The organism is Pseudomonas sp. Gutcm_11s (assembly GCF_028649395.1).
GTDB lineage: Bacteria > Pseudomonadota > Gammaproteobacteria > Pseudomonadales > Pseudomonadaceae > Aquipseudomonas.
On sequence record NZ_JAQSUW010000013.1, the window covers coordinates 18,250 to 31,308 of the forward strand.

Annotated in this window: 16 protein-coding genes; 6 read left to right on the forward strand and 10 right to left on the reverse strand. The window is 67.0% G+C overall.

Annotation, left to right across the window (positions count from 1 at the left end):
- Positions 1–83 precede the first annotated feature (83 nt).
- From PTT45_RS09925 to PTT45_RS09935, 3 genes are read left to right on the forward strand one after another with little or no spacing between them, the layout of a single operon-like run.
- On the forward strand, positions 84–893 hold the full coding sequence (locus PTT45_RS09925; RefSeq protein WP_273813039.1) for a UDP-2,3-diacylglucosamine diphosphatase: 810 nt from the start codon (positions 84–86) through the stop codon (positions 891–893).
- Positions 890–1,954 carry a glycosyltransferase family 4 protein gene (locus tag PTT45_RS09930; protein ID WP_273813041.1) on the forward strand — a complete coding sequence of 355 codons (1,065 nt, stop codon included), beginning with the start codon at positions 890–892 and terminating at the stop codon, positions 1,952–1,954. The genes PTT45_RS09925 and PTT45_RS09930 overlap by 4 nt, the downstream gene beginning before the upstream one ends.
- A gap of 42 nt (positions 1,955–1,996) precedes the next feature.
- Entirely contained in the window at positions 1,997–2,827 is an 831-nt protein-coding gene (locus tag PTT45_RS09935) for a class I SAM-dependent methyltransferase (protein WP_273813043.1), read from the forward strand.
- Here the strand turns inward: PTT45_RS09935 and PTT45_RS09940 are convergent.
- The 4 genes from PTT45_RS09940 to PTT45_RS09955 form a co-directional block, all read right to left on the reverse strand.
- Positions 2,817–4,205: an adenylate/guanylate cyclase domain-containing protein gene (locus PTT45_RS09940; RefSeq protein ID WP_273813044.1), complete on the reverse strand. Its 1,389-nt coding sequence runs from the start codon at positions 4,203–4,205 to the stop codon at positions 2,817–2,819. The genes PTT45_RS09935 and PTT45_RS09940 overlap by 11 nt on opposite strands.
- A gap of 144 nt (positions 4,206–4,349) precedes the next feature.
- Positions 4,350–4,925, reverse strand: coding sequence for an HD domain-containing protein (locus PTT45_RS09945; protein WP_273813045.1), 576 nt, complete (start codon positions 4,923–4,925; stop codon positions 4,350–4,352).
- Positions 4,926–5,010: 85 nt separating this feature from the next.
- Positions 5,011–5,328 carry an Mpo1-like protein gene (locus tag PTT45_RS09950; protein WP_273813046.1) on the reverse strand — a complete coding sequence of 106 codons (318 nt, stop codon included), beginning with the start codon at positions 5,326–5,328 and terminating at the stop codon, positions 5,011–5,013.
- Positions 5,329–5,438: 110 nt separating this feature from the next.
- The gene (locus PTT45_RS09955) at positions 5,439–5,639 is read right to left on the reverse strand and encodes a hypothetical protein (RefSeq protein ID WP_273813047.1); all 201 of its coding nucleotides are present in this window, start codon (positions 5,637–5,639) and stop codon (positions 5,439–5,441) included.
- A 183-nt stretch (positions 5,640–5,822) separates the two neighbouring features.
- Between PTT45_RS09955 and PTT45_RS09960 the strand changes: the two genes are divergently transcribed.
- Complete coding sequence (locus PTT45_RS09960) at positions 5,823–6,824, forward strand: AraC family transcriptional regulator (RefSeq protein WP_273813048.1); 1,002 nt, start codon at positions 5,823–5,825, stop codon at positions 6,822–6,824.
- 163 nt (positions 6,825–6,987) lie between these two features.
- On the opposite strand, the gene PTT45_RS09965 is transcribed toward PTT45_RS09960, so the two are convergent.
- Positions 6,988–8,442, reverse strand: a complete 1,455-nt coding sequence (locus PTT45_RS09965; protein WP_273813049.1) for a TrkH family potassium uptake protein — start codon at positions 8,440–8,442, stop codon at positions 6,988–6,990.
- Between the two features lie 183 nt (positions 8,443–8,625).
- Between PTT45_RS09965 and PTT45_RS09970 the strand changes: the two genes are divergently transcribed.
- Together PTT45_RS09970 and PTT45_RS09975 are read left to right on the forward strand one after the other, a co-directional pair.
- On the forward strand, positions 8,626–8,985 hold the full coding sequence (locus PTT45_RS09970; RefSeq protein WP_273813050.1) for a YkgJ family cysteine cluster protein: 360 nt from the start codon (positions 8,626–8,628) through the stop codon (positions 8,983–8,985).
- Positions 8,986–9,065: 80 nt separating this feature from the next.
- Positions 9,066–9,623, forward strand: coding sequence for a nitroreductase family protein (locus PTT45_RS09975; protein ID WP_273813051.1), 558 nt, complete (start codon positions 9,066–9,068; stop codon positions 9,621–9,623).
- Between the two features lie 7 nt (positions 9,624–9,630).
- Here PTT45_RS09975 and PTT45_RS09980 read toward each other — a convergent pair whose 3' ends face one another.
- From PTT45_RS09980 to PTT45_RS10000, 5 genes are all read right to left on the reverse strand, one after another.
- On the reverse strand, positions 9,631–10,947 hold the full coding sequence (locus tag PTT45_RS09980; protein WP_273813052.1) for a sensor histidine kinase: 1,317 nt from the start codon (positions 10,945–10,947) through the stop codon (positions 9,631–9,633).
- Between the two features lie 56 nt (positions 10,948–11,003).
- Positions 11,004–11,432 carry a Spy/CpxP family protein refolding chaperone gene (locus PTT45_RS09985; protein WP_273813053.1) on the reverse strand — a complete coding sequence of 143 codons (429 nt, stop codon included), beginning with the start codon at positions 11,430–11,432 and terminating at the stop codon, positions 11,004–11,006.
- Positions 11,433–11,564: 132 nt separating this feature from the next.
- Positions 11,565–12,242 (reverse strand): response regulator transcription factor, encoded by a 678-nt coding sequence (locus tag PTT45_RS09990; protein WP_273813055.1) that lies wholly within the window; start codon positions 12,240–12,242, stop codon positions 11,565–11,567.
- A 40-nt stretch (positions 12,243–12,282) separates the two neighbouring features.
- Complete coding sequence (locus PTT45_RS09995; protein ID WP_273813056.1) at positions 12,283–12,708, reverse strand: hypothetical protein; 426 nt, start codon at positions 12,706–12,708, stop codon at positions 12,283–12,285.
- 51 nt (positions 12,709–12,759) lie between these two features.
- Positions 12,760–13,059, reverse strand: coding sequence for a YciI family protein (locus tag PTT45_RS10000; protein WP_273813058.1), 300 nt, complete (start codon positions 13,057–13,059; stop codon positions 12,760–12,762).

Genomic DNA, 13,059 nt, shown 5'->3' on the forward strand with positions numbered 1-13,059 from the left:
GTTGTCACGCAATAGTCATGCGGATGTCATGGTTGTTTCACCGCTGCCGCGCAAGCTCGGCTAAACCCAGCCGGAGGCCGCCCATGAGCATCGCCGAGCGCAGCAAGCCCAGCCGCAAGCAGCATGTCCGCACCCTGTGGATTTCCGATGTTCACCTTGGTACACGCGACTGCCAGGCCGAGCGCCTGGCGGCCTTCCTCAAACGCTACCAGGCCGACCGGGTGTACCTGGTCGGCGACATCATCGACGGCTGGAAGCTGCGCGGTGGCATCTACTGGCCGCAGGCCCACACCAACGTGATCCGCCGCCTGCTGACCATGAGCAAGCGCGGCACCGAGGTGATCTACGTCACCGGCAACCACGACGAATTCCTGCGCCGCTACTCCACGCTGATTCTCGGCAACATCCAGCTGGTCGACGAGGCGATCCACGAGACCGCCGACGGCCGGCGCCTGCTGGTGATCCACGGCGACCAGTTCGATGTGATCACCCGCTACCACAAGTGGCTCGCCTTCCTCGGCGACTCGGCCTACGAGTTCACCCTGACCCTCAACCGCTGGCTCAACCACTGGCGCGAGCGCTGGGGCTACGGCTACTGGTCGCTGTCGGCGTTCCTCAAGCACAAGGTGAAGACGGCGGTGAACTTCATCAGCGACTTCGAGGAGTCCATCGCCCACGAGTGCGTCAAGCGCGGCCTGGATGGCGCCGTCTGCGGCCACATCCACCACGCCGAGATTCGTCAGGTCGGCGGTGTCGAGTACATGAACTGCGGCGACTGGGTCGAGTCCTGCACGGCGCTGATCGAGCATCTCGACGGCAGCATCCAGCTCTATCGTCTCGCCGAGGACCAGGAGCAGATCCCCGCGGTGGCGAGCATAGGGCAGGCGGCATGAGGGTACTGATCGTCAGCGATGCCTGGGCGCCGCAGGTCAATGGCGTGGTCACCAGCTTGCAGGCCCTGGTCAGCGAGCTGCGCGGGCTGGGGCACCTGGTCAAGGTGCTGTCGCCGCAGGATTTCCGCCATGTGCCGTGTCCGAGCTACCCGGAGATTCCCCTGGCCTGGGACCTGTGGCGGGTCGGCCCGGCGATCCGCGACTTTCGTCCGGACTGCGTGCACCTGGCCACCGAGGGGCCGCTGGGCTGGGCCGCGCGGAACTGGCTGACACGTCGTGGCCTGGCGTTCTCCAGCGCCATCCACACGCGTTTCCCCGAATACGTGAATACCCGCTGGCCGTGGATCGCGCTGCGCTGGGGCTACGCCTTCCTGCGCCGTTTCCATCGCCCCAGCCAGGCCGTGCTGGTCAGCACCGAGCGCCTGCGCGAGGAGTTCGCCGGCCAGGGGCTGAATCGCCTGCGGCTGTGGCGCAAGGGCGTGGATACCAGCCTGTTCCAGCCACGCGAGCGCCAGGCGGGTACGCCGGTGTTCCTCTATGTCGGCCGCCTGGCGGCGGAGAAGAACCTGCGCGCCTTCCTCGACCTGGATCTGCCGGGGGAGAAGCGCCTGGTCGGCGACGGCCCGGAACGCGAGGTACTGCAGCGCGACTACCCGCAGGCGCAGTTCTTCGGCTATCTGCAGGGCGGGGCCCTGGCGGAGCAGTTCGCTGCCGCCAGCGTGCTGGTGTTCCCTTCGCGTACCGACACCCTGGGCCTGGTGATGCTCGAGGCGCTGGCCTGTGGCACGCCGGTGGCGGCCTTTCCGGTGGCGGGGCCACTGGATGTGCTGCAGCCAGGGCTGACCGGGATCATGGATGAAGACCTGGCACAGGCCTGCCACGGGGCGTTGCAGCTGGATCGCCAGCTATGCGCCGAGCAGGCCGCGCGTCAGTCCTGGCGCGCTTCTGCGCTGGAATTCCTGAATTCGCAGCCACGGCTCGACGGTGAACCCCTCGGGCAAGTGTCGCCGCCGCGCCTGGTGGATCTGCCGAATGTAGGGCTTGACCTCAAGTCGACTTGAGTCGGCAAGCTGCTCCCATCAGCCATTCGATGGGAGCACCGCATGACCACGCCAAACCTGTTCGACAACCAGCAGCGCCTGTGGAATGGCCCGGGTGGCCAGGCCTGGGTCGATTCCCAGCAACTGCTCGACGCACTGTTTTCACCGCTGCTGCCACCGCTTTTGCAGGGCCTTGGTGCCGGCGCGCGGGTGCTGGATATCGGCTGCGGCACCGGGGCGACCAGCCTGGCCGCCGCCGATATCAGTGGTGATTGCCTGGGCATCGATATCTCGGCGCCCATGCTGGAACTGGCGCAAATGCGCGCTGAGAGTGCGGGCAATCCGGCGCGTTTCGTCTGCGCCGATGCCCAGGCGCATGACTTTGCCGAGAACTCCTTCGACTGGCTGATCTCGCGCTTCGGCGTGATGTTCTTCGCCGATCCACAGGCGGCCTTCGCCAATCTGCGGCGGGGGGCCGCCAGCGGGGCACGGATGCGACTGCTGGCCTGGCGTGGCGCCGAGGACAATCCCTTCATGGTCTGCGCCGAGCGTGCGGCGGCGCCCTGGTTGCCGGCGCTGCCGCTGCGCCGGCCCGGTGCGCCGGGCCAGTTCGCCTTCGCCGATGCCGCACGGGTGCACGGCATCCTGCAGGCCGCTGGCTGGGACGATATAGGGATTCGGCCACTGGACGTGCCGCTGAGCATGCCGGAAGCCGCACTGCAGCCCTACCTGAGCCGGCTGGGGCCGGTGGGCCTGGTGCTGCAGCAGTTACCGGAGGAGGAGAGAGCCGCGCTGCTGGCGCGGCTGCGGCAGGCCTTCGAGCCCTTCGTGAAGGGCGGCCGGGTCGAGTTCCCGGCGGCCTGCTGGCTGATCGAGGCGCGGGCTAGAGGATGACCTTGTCGCGCAGCTTCTCGGCGGCCAGGTTGAGGGCCTGGATGACCTTCTCCTTGTCGTAGTTCTGGATGCCGTTGGTATCCAGGTACATGGAGAAGCCCGGCATCTCGTGCTCGACGTAGCTGGAGCGGGCGCCCAGGTCGCGGCGGTGGTCCACCACATGGTAGATCTGCACCGGGCGGCTGAAGCCCTTGACCGCAATCTGGCCTTTGTCGCGGCACATGATCAGGTCTTTCACCAGCGAGTAGGTCTCGTGGGAGATGAGGATCTCGCCGGCCTCGGAAGAGCTTTCCAGGCGGCTGGCCAGGTTCACTTCGCGGCCGATGATGGTGTAGTCCATGCGCGTGTCGGCGCCGAAGTTGCCCACGGTGCAATAGCCGGTGTTGAGGCCCATGCGGATCTCCAGCGGCTTGGTGATGCCCTGGGCGCGCCACTGCTGGCGCAGCACCTTCATGTGCTTGCGCATGGCGATGGCCATGGAAACGGCGTTCACCGCGTCCTTCTTGGCGCCCTGGCTGCTTGGGTCGCCGAAGAACACCAGCACGCTGTCGCCGACGAACTTGTCGATGGTGCCGCCGTGCTTGAGGGCGATCTTCGACATCTCGTTGAGGTAGGTGTTGAGCACGTCGGTGAGCTGCTCGGCCTCCAGCTCTTCGGTCAGTTCGGTGAAGCCCTTGATGTCGGAGAAGAACACGGTGAGCTTCTTGCGCTGGGTCTCCAGGCGCACGTGCTTCTTGCCGCTGAAGATCATTTCCCAGACCTGCGGCGACAGGTACTTGGCCAGGTTGCGGGCCAGGCGTGCAGCCTTTTCCTGCTCGCGCTTGATCTCGCTGCGCGCCTGGTTCAGGCGCATGCCCTGCTCGTGGACGAAGAAGGCGGTGATGCAGACGTACAGGGTGGTAAGCAGGATGCTGACCAGCGACACCAGGTTGGGTGTGGCGACGTTGATCTCCGGGCGGATCAGCGCCGTGTTCAGCGCCACGCTGCCGGCGGCCACCAGCAGGGCGACGCCCATGTTGCGCAGCCCCCCGGCAACCAGTGAGCTGAAGCCCAGCGTCAGCAGGAACATCAGCGCCGGCACCACCGAGAAGCCCATCAGCACGACGGCGGCGCCGGCGTGGATGGCGTCGATGAACAGCAGGATCAGCGTGGTCTGCTGCGGGTAATCACGCTTGAAACGGTTGCCCAGGTGATGCGCCAGGTGCGGGTACAGCAGGGCGTAGGGCACCAGCCAGAGGATGTCGTAGCCGAAGTGGTTGACGTAGGTGCCGGCGGCCAGGGCGGCGGCAGGGGCGATATAGGCCAGCACCCGCGAATAGTATTCGCGCAGCAGCGGGGCAGAAGGTGCCTGGGGAGCTTCCCGGACGATAGGCTTCATGTATGCAGCGATCCCTGATGTTTTTCTGGCGCCTCTGACGGGCGTCTGGTCGGTCTGCAAGACCTGAGCCAGGAGTAATTCGGGCCGGGGGATCATAACCAGCCCATGGCCGGCGGCCAAGCTCGGCCGCCGGATGGCCGCGAATCAGCTCATGGCCGCCTTGTACAGCGACTGCTTGGGCTGGGCGAAGACGCGGCGCAGCATGGGTTCGAAGAACTCCAGCGGCAGTGCTTCGGCTTCCGGGTCGAAGGCCGCGGCGTCGTAGCGGGCGCAGAACTCGATGGTGGCCTGGAACTGCGGGTGATCCTTGAACTGCTCGCGCAGGTGCCGATCCATGCCCAGGTGGTGGAAGAAGTAGTAGCCCTGGAAGATCGCGTGTTTCTCGATCATCCAGTGGTTCTCCGGGCTGACGAACGGCTTGAGGATGGCTGCGGCGATATCGGCGTGGTTGTAGGAGCCGAGGGTATCGCCGATGTCGTGGAGCAGGGCGCAGACCACGTACTCCTCGTCCCGGCCATCGCGGTGGGCGAGGGTGGCGGTCTGCAGCGAGTGGGTCAGGCGGTCGACCGGGAAGCCGCCGAAGTCACCATCCAGCAGGCGCAGGTGGGTGAGGATGCGATCCGGCAGCAGTTTGGCGTACTGGGCGAAATCCTTGGCGATGATGGCCCAGTCGTCTGCCGTGCCGTCTTCCATATGGGTGAAGCGTGCGTGAGCGTTCATCCGGCTGTTCTCTTGTTGTTATGCAGGATCACGGAGGCGCTGCGGCGGGCACGGTCCCGCCAGCAGCACTGGCGTTGCCTTCGACTCAGAAGCGGATGCGGCCGGTGAAGGCGTCCTTGAGCATTACCCAGTCGCCCATGAGGCTGTACAGCGGGTACTTGAAGGTGGCCGGCTTGTTCTTCTCGAAGACGAAGTGGCCGACCCAGGCGAAGCCGTAGCCGGCGAAGGGCAGGGCCACCAGCCACAGCCACTGCTGGGTGACGATGGCGTAGGCGAGGATGCTCAGCACCAGCAGGCTGCCGACATAGTGCAGGCGGCGGCACACGTCGTTGCTGTGCTCCTGCAGGTAGTAGGGGTAGAACTCTGCGAAGCTGTTGAAGCGTGCGGTGGTTTCAGCGCTCATGGCGTACCTCCTGTCATTGTTGGTCGCAGTCTACGCGGGCGGTACCCGGCGGCCAGTGACATACAGTGCCAGTTTAGTATCCCAGCGCGCCGCCATTCAGGCGAGGCGGCTCACTTCTTGCCCGGGATGGGGAAGGACTTCAGCGCGTCGCGCAGGATCTTCCGGGCGACATCCTCGGGGCTGGACGGGGCCACATCGTTGAGCAGCGGCTGTTCCTCGGCATCTGCGTCGCCATTGTCCTGCGCGGGCTCGGCCGTGCTTCGGTCCAGGCGTTCCTCGGTCTCGCGCAGCTCGTCATCCGAACCGACCATGCTCATATCTTCCTGTGCTGGGTGGCCTGCGTTGTCAGCGGAATCCTAAACGACATTGCGCGCCAGCGCATGGGCCGAGGAGCGAGGGCGCGATTCACCTGGTCCATGATGGTATGGCTCCTGCGCCACGGGGTTAGTATTCTTGCGCCGCCAACCCGTGCGATTCATAGAACAACAAAGCCGATGAGCGAACGTACCACCTCTTCCAGCTGGGCTTCCGGCATCGTCCAGGCGCTGGAGCTGAGCGGCGTGGATTGCCGCCAGCTGTTCGAGCGCCTGGAGCTGGACTACCAGGCCCTCAACGACCCGGATGCGCGCTTTCCGCAGGACGCCATGACCCGTCTCTGGCACCTGGCCGTGGAAGCCTCCGGCAACCCGGCTATCGGCCTGAACATGGCGCGGGTGGTGCGGCCGTCGTCGTTCCACGTGGTGGGCTACGCGCTGATGTCCAGCCGCAACCTCCTGGAAGGTTTCAATCGCCTGGTGCGCTACCAGCGCATCATCGCCGAGGGCTCCGACCTCAGCCTGCGTCCACACCCGGAAGGCTACGAGCTGATCCTGGCGATTCACGGTGACCGCCTGCCGCCGGCCAAACAGAGCGCCGAGGCATCGCTGGCCTATTGCCTGGCCTTTTGCCGCTGGCTCACCGGCAAGTCGATCACGCCGCGCCGGGTGAATTTCCAGGGTGGCGCACCGGCCAATCGCGAGCTGTACCAGCAGGCGTTCCAGGCGCCGCTGGAGTTCAATGCCGAGCACTATTCGCTGCTGTTCTCCCGCACCGACCTGGAGGCGCTGCTGCCCAGCGCCAACGAAGCGCTGGCGCAGCTGCACGACCGTTTTGCCGGCGAGTACCTGGCACGCTTCTCCGAGAGCCGGGTGACCCACCAGGTGCGCCAGGTGCTGTGCCGCCTGCTGCCCCAGGGCGAGCCCAAGCGCGAGGCGGTGGCCCAGGCGCTGCTGCTGTCCGAGCGCACCCTGCAGCGTCGCCTACAGGAAGAAGGCACCAGCTACCAGCAACTGCTCGACGACACCCGCCGCGAGCTGGCCGAGCAGTACCTGGCCCAGCCCAACTTGACCCTGCTGGAAATCGCCTACCTGCTCGGCTTCGCCGATCCCAGCAACTTCTTCCGTGCCTTCCGCCGCTGGTTCGATGCCACTCCGGGCGAGTACCGCGCGCGGCTGTGAGACACGCAGGCAGCTCGGTGTGCGCAGCGTGGCAAAGCGTAGCGAGCGGCCTGCTGGCTAGGCGCCCCGCAGCGAAAGGCGAGACATAGCGTCTGCTAGGCGAGCCTTGAGCGAGGACGCAACGACGCCAGAGGGGCGCGCAGTAGCTTTGCCACGTTGCGCGTCAGTGGCGCCAGAAGGCGGGGAGCAGCAGCACCAGTACGGTGAGGATTTCCAGCCTGCCTAGCAGCATGCCGGCGCTCAACAGCCACTTGGCCGTGTCCGGCAAGCTGGAGAAGTTGCCGGCCGGGCCGATGACCGGTCCCATGCCCGGTCCCACGCCGGATACCGTGCTGGCCGCGCCGGACAGCGCGGTGATCCAGTCCAGCCCGCACAGGCTCAGCGCCAGCGCCAGGGCGGCGATGGTGATGGTGAAGAAGAACGAGAAGGCCAGGATCGAGCGGACGATGTCTTCGTCCAGGCGGTGGCGGTTGTACTGCTGCTTGATCACCGCGCGCGGGTGCACCAGCTGCATCAGGTTGGCCTTGAGCAGGATGAACGCGACCTGGAAACGGAACACCTTGAGGCCGCCGGCGGTGGAGCCGGAGCAGCCGCCGACGAAGCCCAGGTAGAAGAACAGCATGGTCGAGAAGCCGCCCCACAGGCTGTAGTCGCCAAGGGCGAAGCCGGTGGTGGTCATGATCGAGGTGGTGTTCACCGCCACGTGGCGCAGCGCCTCGAACCAGTGCAGCTTGGTGGTCAGGGTGTACCAGGTGGCCAGCACCAGCCAGCTGCCGATCAGCATGAACATGAAGCCGCGCACCTGCTCGTCACGGATCAGCGCGCGGAAGTTGCCGCGCAGGGTCGAGACGTAGAGCACGAACGGCAGGCTGCCGCAGATCATCACCACCACCGCCACCCAGTGCACGGCAGGCTGCTGCCACTTGGCCAGGGAGGCGTCCGAGGTGGAGAAGCCGCCGGTGGAGATGGCCGACATGGAATGGTTGATGGCATCGAACAGGCTCATGCCGGCCAGCCAGAAGCCCAGTACGCCCAGGGCGCTGAGGCCGACATAGGCCACCACCATGTACTTGGCCACCATGTGCGAGCGCGGCATGACCTTGTCCGAGCGGTCCGAGGACTCGGTCTGGAACAGGCGCATACCACCGATGCGCAGCATCGGCAGGATCGCCACGGCCATGGCGATGAAGCCGATGCCGCCGAGCCAGTGCAGCAGCGAGCGCCAGATCAGGATGCCCGGCGACATGCTGTCCAGCCCGGTGAAGATGGTCGCGCCGGTGGCGGTGATGCCCGACATGCTTTCGAAGTAGGCGTCGGTGAAGCTGGCGTGCTGGGTGAAGATGAACGGCAGGGTGGCGAAGATCGACACCAGTACCCAGCTGGAAACGGTCAGCATGTACATGTCGCGCGGGCGCAGCTGGCCGTGCTGCGGGCGGCCCTGGGCGATCATGGCGATGCCGGCGACGAAGGTGATCAGGCTCGACCAGAGGAAGGCGTTGATGCCCTGGGGCTGCTTGAACACCATCAGGGTGCCGACCGGGACCAGCATGCTCACCGCCAGGGTGACCAGGAAGATGCCGTTGATGAAGGCGAGAATGCGTAGGGTAGGCAGGGACATCGGGTTCCTTTCCGCGCAATTGCCTTGAGTCTAGTGCGCCGGACGGCGGGGCTGCGGTGGGGCGCCATTCTACCTTGGCGCCATGGCCTGTAAATCCGCTGTGTGGGGGCTTCACAACGGCGAGCCGATTCATAGAATACGCCTCCATTCGCCGGCACTCGCCCGGCCCATCCCGTCCGTGCCATGTCCGACAATCACCCCTGCCTCAGCTGTGGCGCCTGTTGCGCCAACTTCCGCGTGTCCTTCTACTGGGGCGAATGCCAGTCTTCCGGTGGCACGGTGCCTGACCACCTGGTCGAACAGATCGGTCCCTACCACGTGGCCATGCTTGGAACCACGACCAAGCCGGTGCGCTGCGTCGGGCTACAGGGCACGGTCGGTTGCGGCACCCGCTGCAGTATCTACGAGCAGCGCTCCAGCACCTGCCGGGAGTTCACCGCCAGTTGGGAGGATGGCCAGCACAATCCGCATTGCGACGCCGCTCGCGCCGCCTATGGCCTGCCGCCGCTCACGCCACCGCTGATGCCGGAACAGGTGGCCTGAGCGCCACCGGGTTAACGCCAGCTTTGGCGCGTAACGTCTGCAACCCCTAGAATGGCCGCCTGTTTCCCTGGGAGTCGGCCATGCAAGCCCTTGATCTGCTGCTCAACCGCGTTTCCGTCGGCCGCCTGTTGGCGCCGGCGCCGGATGCCGCCCAGCGCGAGCTGATGTTCCGCGCCGCGCTGCGTGCGCCGGACCATGGCCAGCTGCGGCCGTGGCGTTTCATCACCATCGAGGGCGAGGCGCGCGGGCGCCTGGGCGAGCTGTTCGCCCAGGCCCAGGCGCAGGACCCGACGAACAAGGCGGAGGTGCTGGACAAGGCCCGCGCCATGCCGCTGCGCGCACCGCTGCTGCTGGTCGTGGTGGCGTGCCTCAGCGAGCACCCCAAGGTGCCGCAGGAGGAGCAGATTCTGTCGGCCGGCTGCGCCGCCCATGGCGTGCTGCTGGCGGCCCAGGAGCTGGGTTTCGGCGCGATCTGGCGTACCGGCCCGCTGGCGCACCACCCGCACGTACTGGCCGGCCTCGGCCTGGCGGCCAACGAGAAGGTCGTCGGTTTCCTCTATCTCGGCAGCTTCGAGGGCGAGCGACGCAGCCCGCCGGCACTCGATACCGCGGGCTACGTCAGCGCCTGGCAGGGCTGACGGCTCGTCACTGCGGTAGCGGCAGCTCCAGGGTGGCGACGAAGCCGCCCTGCGGGTGATTGGCCAGCAGCAGTTTGCCGCCATGCCGCTCCGCCGCGCGGCGGGCGATGGCCAAACCCAGGCCGTGGCCCGGAGCATCCTGGTGCGGCGCGCGGAAGAATGGCTCGCCTAGGTGCTCGATGATCTCCGCCGGCGCGCCAGGGCCGTGGTCGCGCACGGCGATGTGCAGCCGCTCGGCCTGCGGCGTGACCTCCACCTCGATGGGTTGTCCTGCGGGATTGAAGCGCAGGGCGTTGCGCAGCAGGTTGTCCAGCGCGCGGCCGAGCATGTCCGGCCAGCCCTGTAGCGCTACCGGGCGGCTGTCCATGCGTACCTGCAGTTGCTGCTCGGGTGCGGCCAGGGCGGCATCCTCCAGCAAACCATCGAGCAACTGGCGCAGGTCCACCGGCTGCGGCGTGCCGGGGTCGGCGTCCAGGCGGGCGAGGGCGAGGATCTCGGCGATCAGCGCCTCCAGGCGATCGCACTCCTGGGTTAGGCGTCCCCACAGCTGCTCACGCTGGGCCGGCTCGGCACGTTCGGCCAGGGCCAGGGCCACGCGCAGGCGCGCCAGTGGCGAACGCAGCTCGTGGGAGACGTCCCGCAACAGCTGGCGCTGGCTGCCGATCAGGTCTTGCAGGCGCGAGCCCATGCGGTTGAAGTCGCGGGCCAGCACGCCGAACTCGTCACCCCGATTGGCCAGGCGCGCCAGGCTGTTCTGCTGGTAGGCAGCCTGGCCCAGGTCATGCACCGCACCGCGCAGACGGCCCAGCGGGCGGGTGATGGACAGGGTCAGCAACAGGCTGATGGCAGTCAGCACCACCAGGGCGATGGCCAGGGCGCTGAGCGGCCAGAACAGGCTCTGGCGGTGCCATTCCATCAGGTCTGGATGGGGAATACGGTAGATAAACAGGTAGGTCTGCCCGTTGGGCGCCTGGTATTCCTCGGTCAGCCGGCGCCAGGGCAGGCGGCGTTTGTCCTGGCGCGCCTCCAGCGCGGCAGCGCGCGGCGGGAAGGTGCCGTAGACCAGCGGCTGGCCACTGTCGTCGAGCACCTGGGTGTCGACCCGGTAGCGCATCTTGCGCCGCTCGAGGTAGCGCTGGGCGGCCTCCGGGCCCTTGCTCTGGTAGATGTCGCTCCAGCGCTCGGCGAGGTTGTCCAGGGCCGGGTGGTGGGCGAGTACCCAGGCGTCCTGGTTCAGCGCCCTGCCCAGCAGCAGCGAGAGGCCGGCGACCAGTGCCACGGCCAGCCAGAAGCTGGCGAAGATGCGCCAGAACAGTGAACGCATGGGAACTCCTCAAATAGCAAAGCCCGGCTCATGGAGCCGGGCCGGGTAACGCTGGATTATTGGGCCTGCTTGTCTTTCTCGGCTTTCCAGGCCTCGAACTCGGCACGTTCGGCGCGGCGTTTTTCCATATCGGCTTTGCGTGCGTCGAAGGTCTTCTGCTGCTCAGGGGTGAGGATCGCACGGAAGGCCTTGTCGTGCTCCAGGCGGGCGGTCTCCAGCTCCTTCTTCAGGGCATCACGATCGGCCTGGGGCAGCTTGTCCAGGTACTTCTGGGTGATCTCGCGCGGGTCGTCCTTGCGCTCGCGCATCAGCTTGCCAACCTGCTCGCGCTGCTCGGCGCTGAGATCCAGGTCCTTGAGCATCCGTCCGCCATGGCCGCGATGTTCGCCGTGCATCGGCTTGTTGCACGGGGAGCCTTCGGGCATGGCCAGGGCGATGGTCGGCAGGCTGGCGGCGAGAAGCAGGGCGGTGAGGGTCTTGCGCATGGTGTGTCTCCTTGTCTCGAAACCGGTGGGTTACCGGATGAGCTCAGTCTAGGGACGGCAAGGTCAAGCGCGGTCAGGCGAGGGTAAAGGCTCGGTAAAGGCTCAGAACCTGTTCAAAGTTTGCACAGGTTCTCAGGCGGCGTAGTAATAGCCGCGGCTGCGCAGGGCGACGATGCGCGGGCGGCCGTCCGGGTGCGGGCCGAGCTTCTTGCGCAGGTTGCTGACGTGCATGTCGAGGCTGCGGTCGTAGAGGGTCAGCTTGCGGCCCAGGGCGAGCTGCGAGAGCGCCTGCTTGTCCAGCGGCTCGCCGGGCTGTTGCAGCAGCGCCTCGAGGATGCGGCCCTCGGACAGGGTCAGGGTGATTTCGTGGTCGCCGATGCTGGCGACGCCGCGCTGCGGGCTGTAGCTGAGATCGCCCAGTTCCAGGCGCGAGGGCGCTGCCACCGGCTGACTGCGGCGCAGCACGGCGCGCAGGCGGGCGGTCAGCTCACGTGGGTCGCAGGGCTTGGCCAGGTAGTCGTCGGCGCCCAGCTCCAGGCCGAGGATGCGGTCCAGCGGCTCGCCGCGTGCCGAGAGCATCAGTACCGGCAGGTCGGCGTGCTCGGCGCGCAGCTGCTTGAGCAGCTCCAGGCCGCTGCCGTCGGGCAGCATCACGTCGAGGATCACCGCGTCCGGCGCCGGTTCGGCCAGTGCTGTGCGCGCGCTGATGCCGTCATGGCAGGCGCGCACATTGAAGCCTTCCTGCTGCAGCCAGCTGGCCAGCAGCTCGCAGAGTTCGCGGTCGTCGTCGATCAGCAGCAGGTCGGTCATGGTCGGGGCTGGTTCCGGGCGGGGAGTGGTTGAGCGCCGCTCAGACCCACTCGCTGCGGCGTTTGTTCCGGCCGCCAGCGCTCAGGCGACCGATGACGAAGGCGAGCAGGGCGGTACCGGAGCCGATGGCGAACCACAGTTGCTGTTCGCTGAGCAGGCGCGGCGGCTGTTCGGCCTGGGCCTGCTTGAGCTGCAGCTTGAGGCGCTGGTTGTCCTGGCGCAGGCGGCTAATCTGTGCGCCCTCGCGCTCCCCGGAGGCGGCGGCCTGCAGCTCGCCGAGCTGGCGCTGGCTCTCGGCCAGCTGCTGTTGCAGCGTGGCGACCTGGCTGGTGCTCTCGTGGGTTGGCGCCAGGGCTGGGGCCTGGGCCGGCACTGGGTTGAGCGGCAGCGGCTGGGATTCTTCGGCTTGCAGGACAGGCGTGACGCAGAGAGCGGAGAGCAACAGGTACAGCGGGCCTTGGCGCATGGGGATCTCCAGTTTGCGAATTATTCTTATGGGCCTGCGTCAGTCGTCAGATCAGGGCAGTACCTGCTTGAAGGGTTTGACCAGCACGTTGGCGTAGACGCCCGCGGCGCGGTAAGGGTCGGCGTCGGCCCAGCTCTGGGCGGCGGCCAAGGATTCGAACTCGGCGACGATCAGGCTGCCGGAGAAGCCGGCTGCGCCCGGGTCGTTGCTGTCGATGGCCGGGTGTGGGCCGGCGAGGACCAGGCGGCCTTCGCTCTTCAGCTGCTCCAGGCGGGCCAGGTGGGCCGGGCGAGTGGCCAGGCGTTTTTCCAGGGATTCGGGGGCGTCGCTGGCGATGATGGCGTAGAGCAT

Excerpts from the sequence above, each read along its gene's own strand:
- PTT45_RS09925 (WP_273813039.1), top strand. The coding sequence starts at position 84 with ATGAGCATCGCCGAGCGCAGCAAGCCCAGCCGCAAGCAGCATGTCCGC.
- PTT45_RS09930 (WP_273813041.1), top strand. The coding sequence starts at position 890 with ATGAGGGTACTGATCGTCAGCGATGCCTGGGCGCCGCAGGTCAATGGC.
- PTT45_RS09935 (WP_273813043.1), top strand. The coding sequence starts at position 1,997 with ATGACCACGCCAAACCTGTTCGACAACCAGCAGCGCCTGTGGAATGGC.
- PTT45_RS09940 (WP_273813044.1), bottom strand. The coding sequence starts at position 4,205 with ATGAAGCCTATCGTCCGGGAAGCTCCCCAGGCACCTTCTGCCCCGCTG.
- PTT45_RS09945 (WP_273813045.1), bottom strand. The coding sequence starts at position 4,925 with ATGAACGCTCACGCACGCTTCACCCATATGGAAGACGGCACGGCAGAC.
- PTT45_RS09950 (WP_273813046.1), bottom strand. The coding sequence starts at position 5,328 with ATGAGCGCTGAAACCACCGCACGCTTCAACAGCTTCGCAGAGTTCTAC.
- PTT45_RS09955 (WP_273813047.1), bottom strand. The coding sequence starts at position 5,639 with ATGGTCGGTTCGGATGACGAGCTGCGCGAGACCGAGGAACGCCTGGAC.
- PTT45_RS09960 (WP_273813048.1), top strand. The coding sequence starts at position 5,823 with ATGAGCGAACGTACCACCTCTTCCAGCTGGGCTTCCGGCATCGTCCAG.
- PTT45_RS09965 (WP_273813049.1), bottom strand. The coding sequence starts at position 8,442 with ATGTCCCTGCCTACCCTACGCATTCTCGCCTTCATCAACGGCATCTTC.
- PTT45_RS09970 (WP_273813050.1), top strand. The coding sequence starts at position 8,626 with ATGTCCGACAATCACCCCTGCCTCAGCTGTGGCGCCTGTTGCGCCAAC.
- PTT45_RS09975 (WP_273813051.1), top strand. The coding sequence starts at position 9,066 with ATGCAAGCCCTTGATCTGCTGCTCAACCGCGTTTCCGTCGGCCGCCTG.
- PTT45_RS09980 (WP_273813052.1), bottom strand. The coding sequence starts at position 10,947 with ATGCGTTCACTGTTCTGGCGCATCTTCGCCAGCTTCTGGCTGGCCGTG.
- PTT45_RS09985 (WP_273813053.1), bottom strand. The coding sequence starts at position 11,432 with ATGCGCAAGACCCTCACCGCCCTGCTTCTCGCCGCCAGCCTGCCGACC.
- PTT45_RS09990 (WP_273813055.1), bottom strand. The coding sequence starts at position 12,242 with ATGACCGACCTGCTGCTGATCGACGACGACCGCGAACTCTGCGAGCTG.
- PTT45_RS09995 (WP_273813056.1), bottom strand. The coding sequence starts at position 12,708 with ATGCGCCAAGGCCCGCTGTACCTGTTGCTCTCCGCTCTCTGCGTCACG.
- PTT45_RS10000 (WP_273813058.1), bottom strand. The coding sequence starts at position 13,059 with ATGCTCTACGCCATCATCGCCAGCGACGCCCCCGAATCCCTGGAAAAA.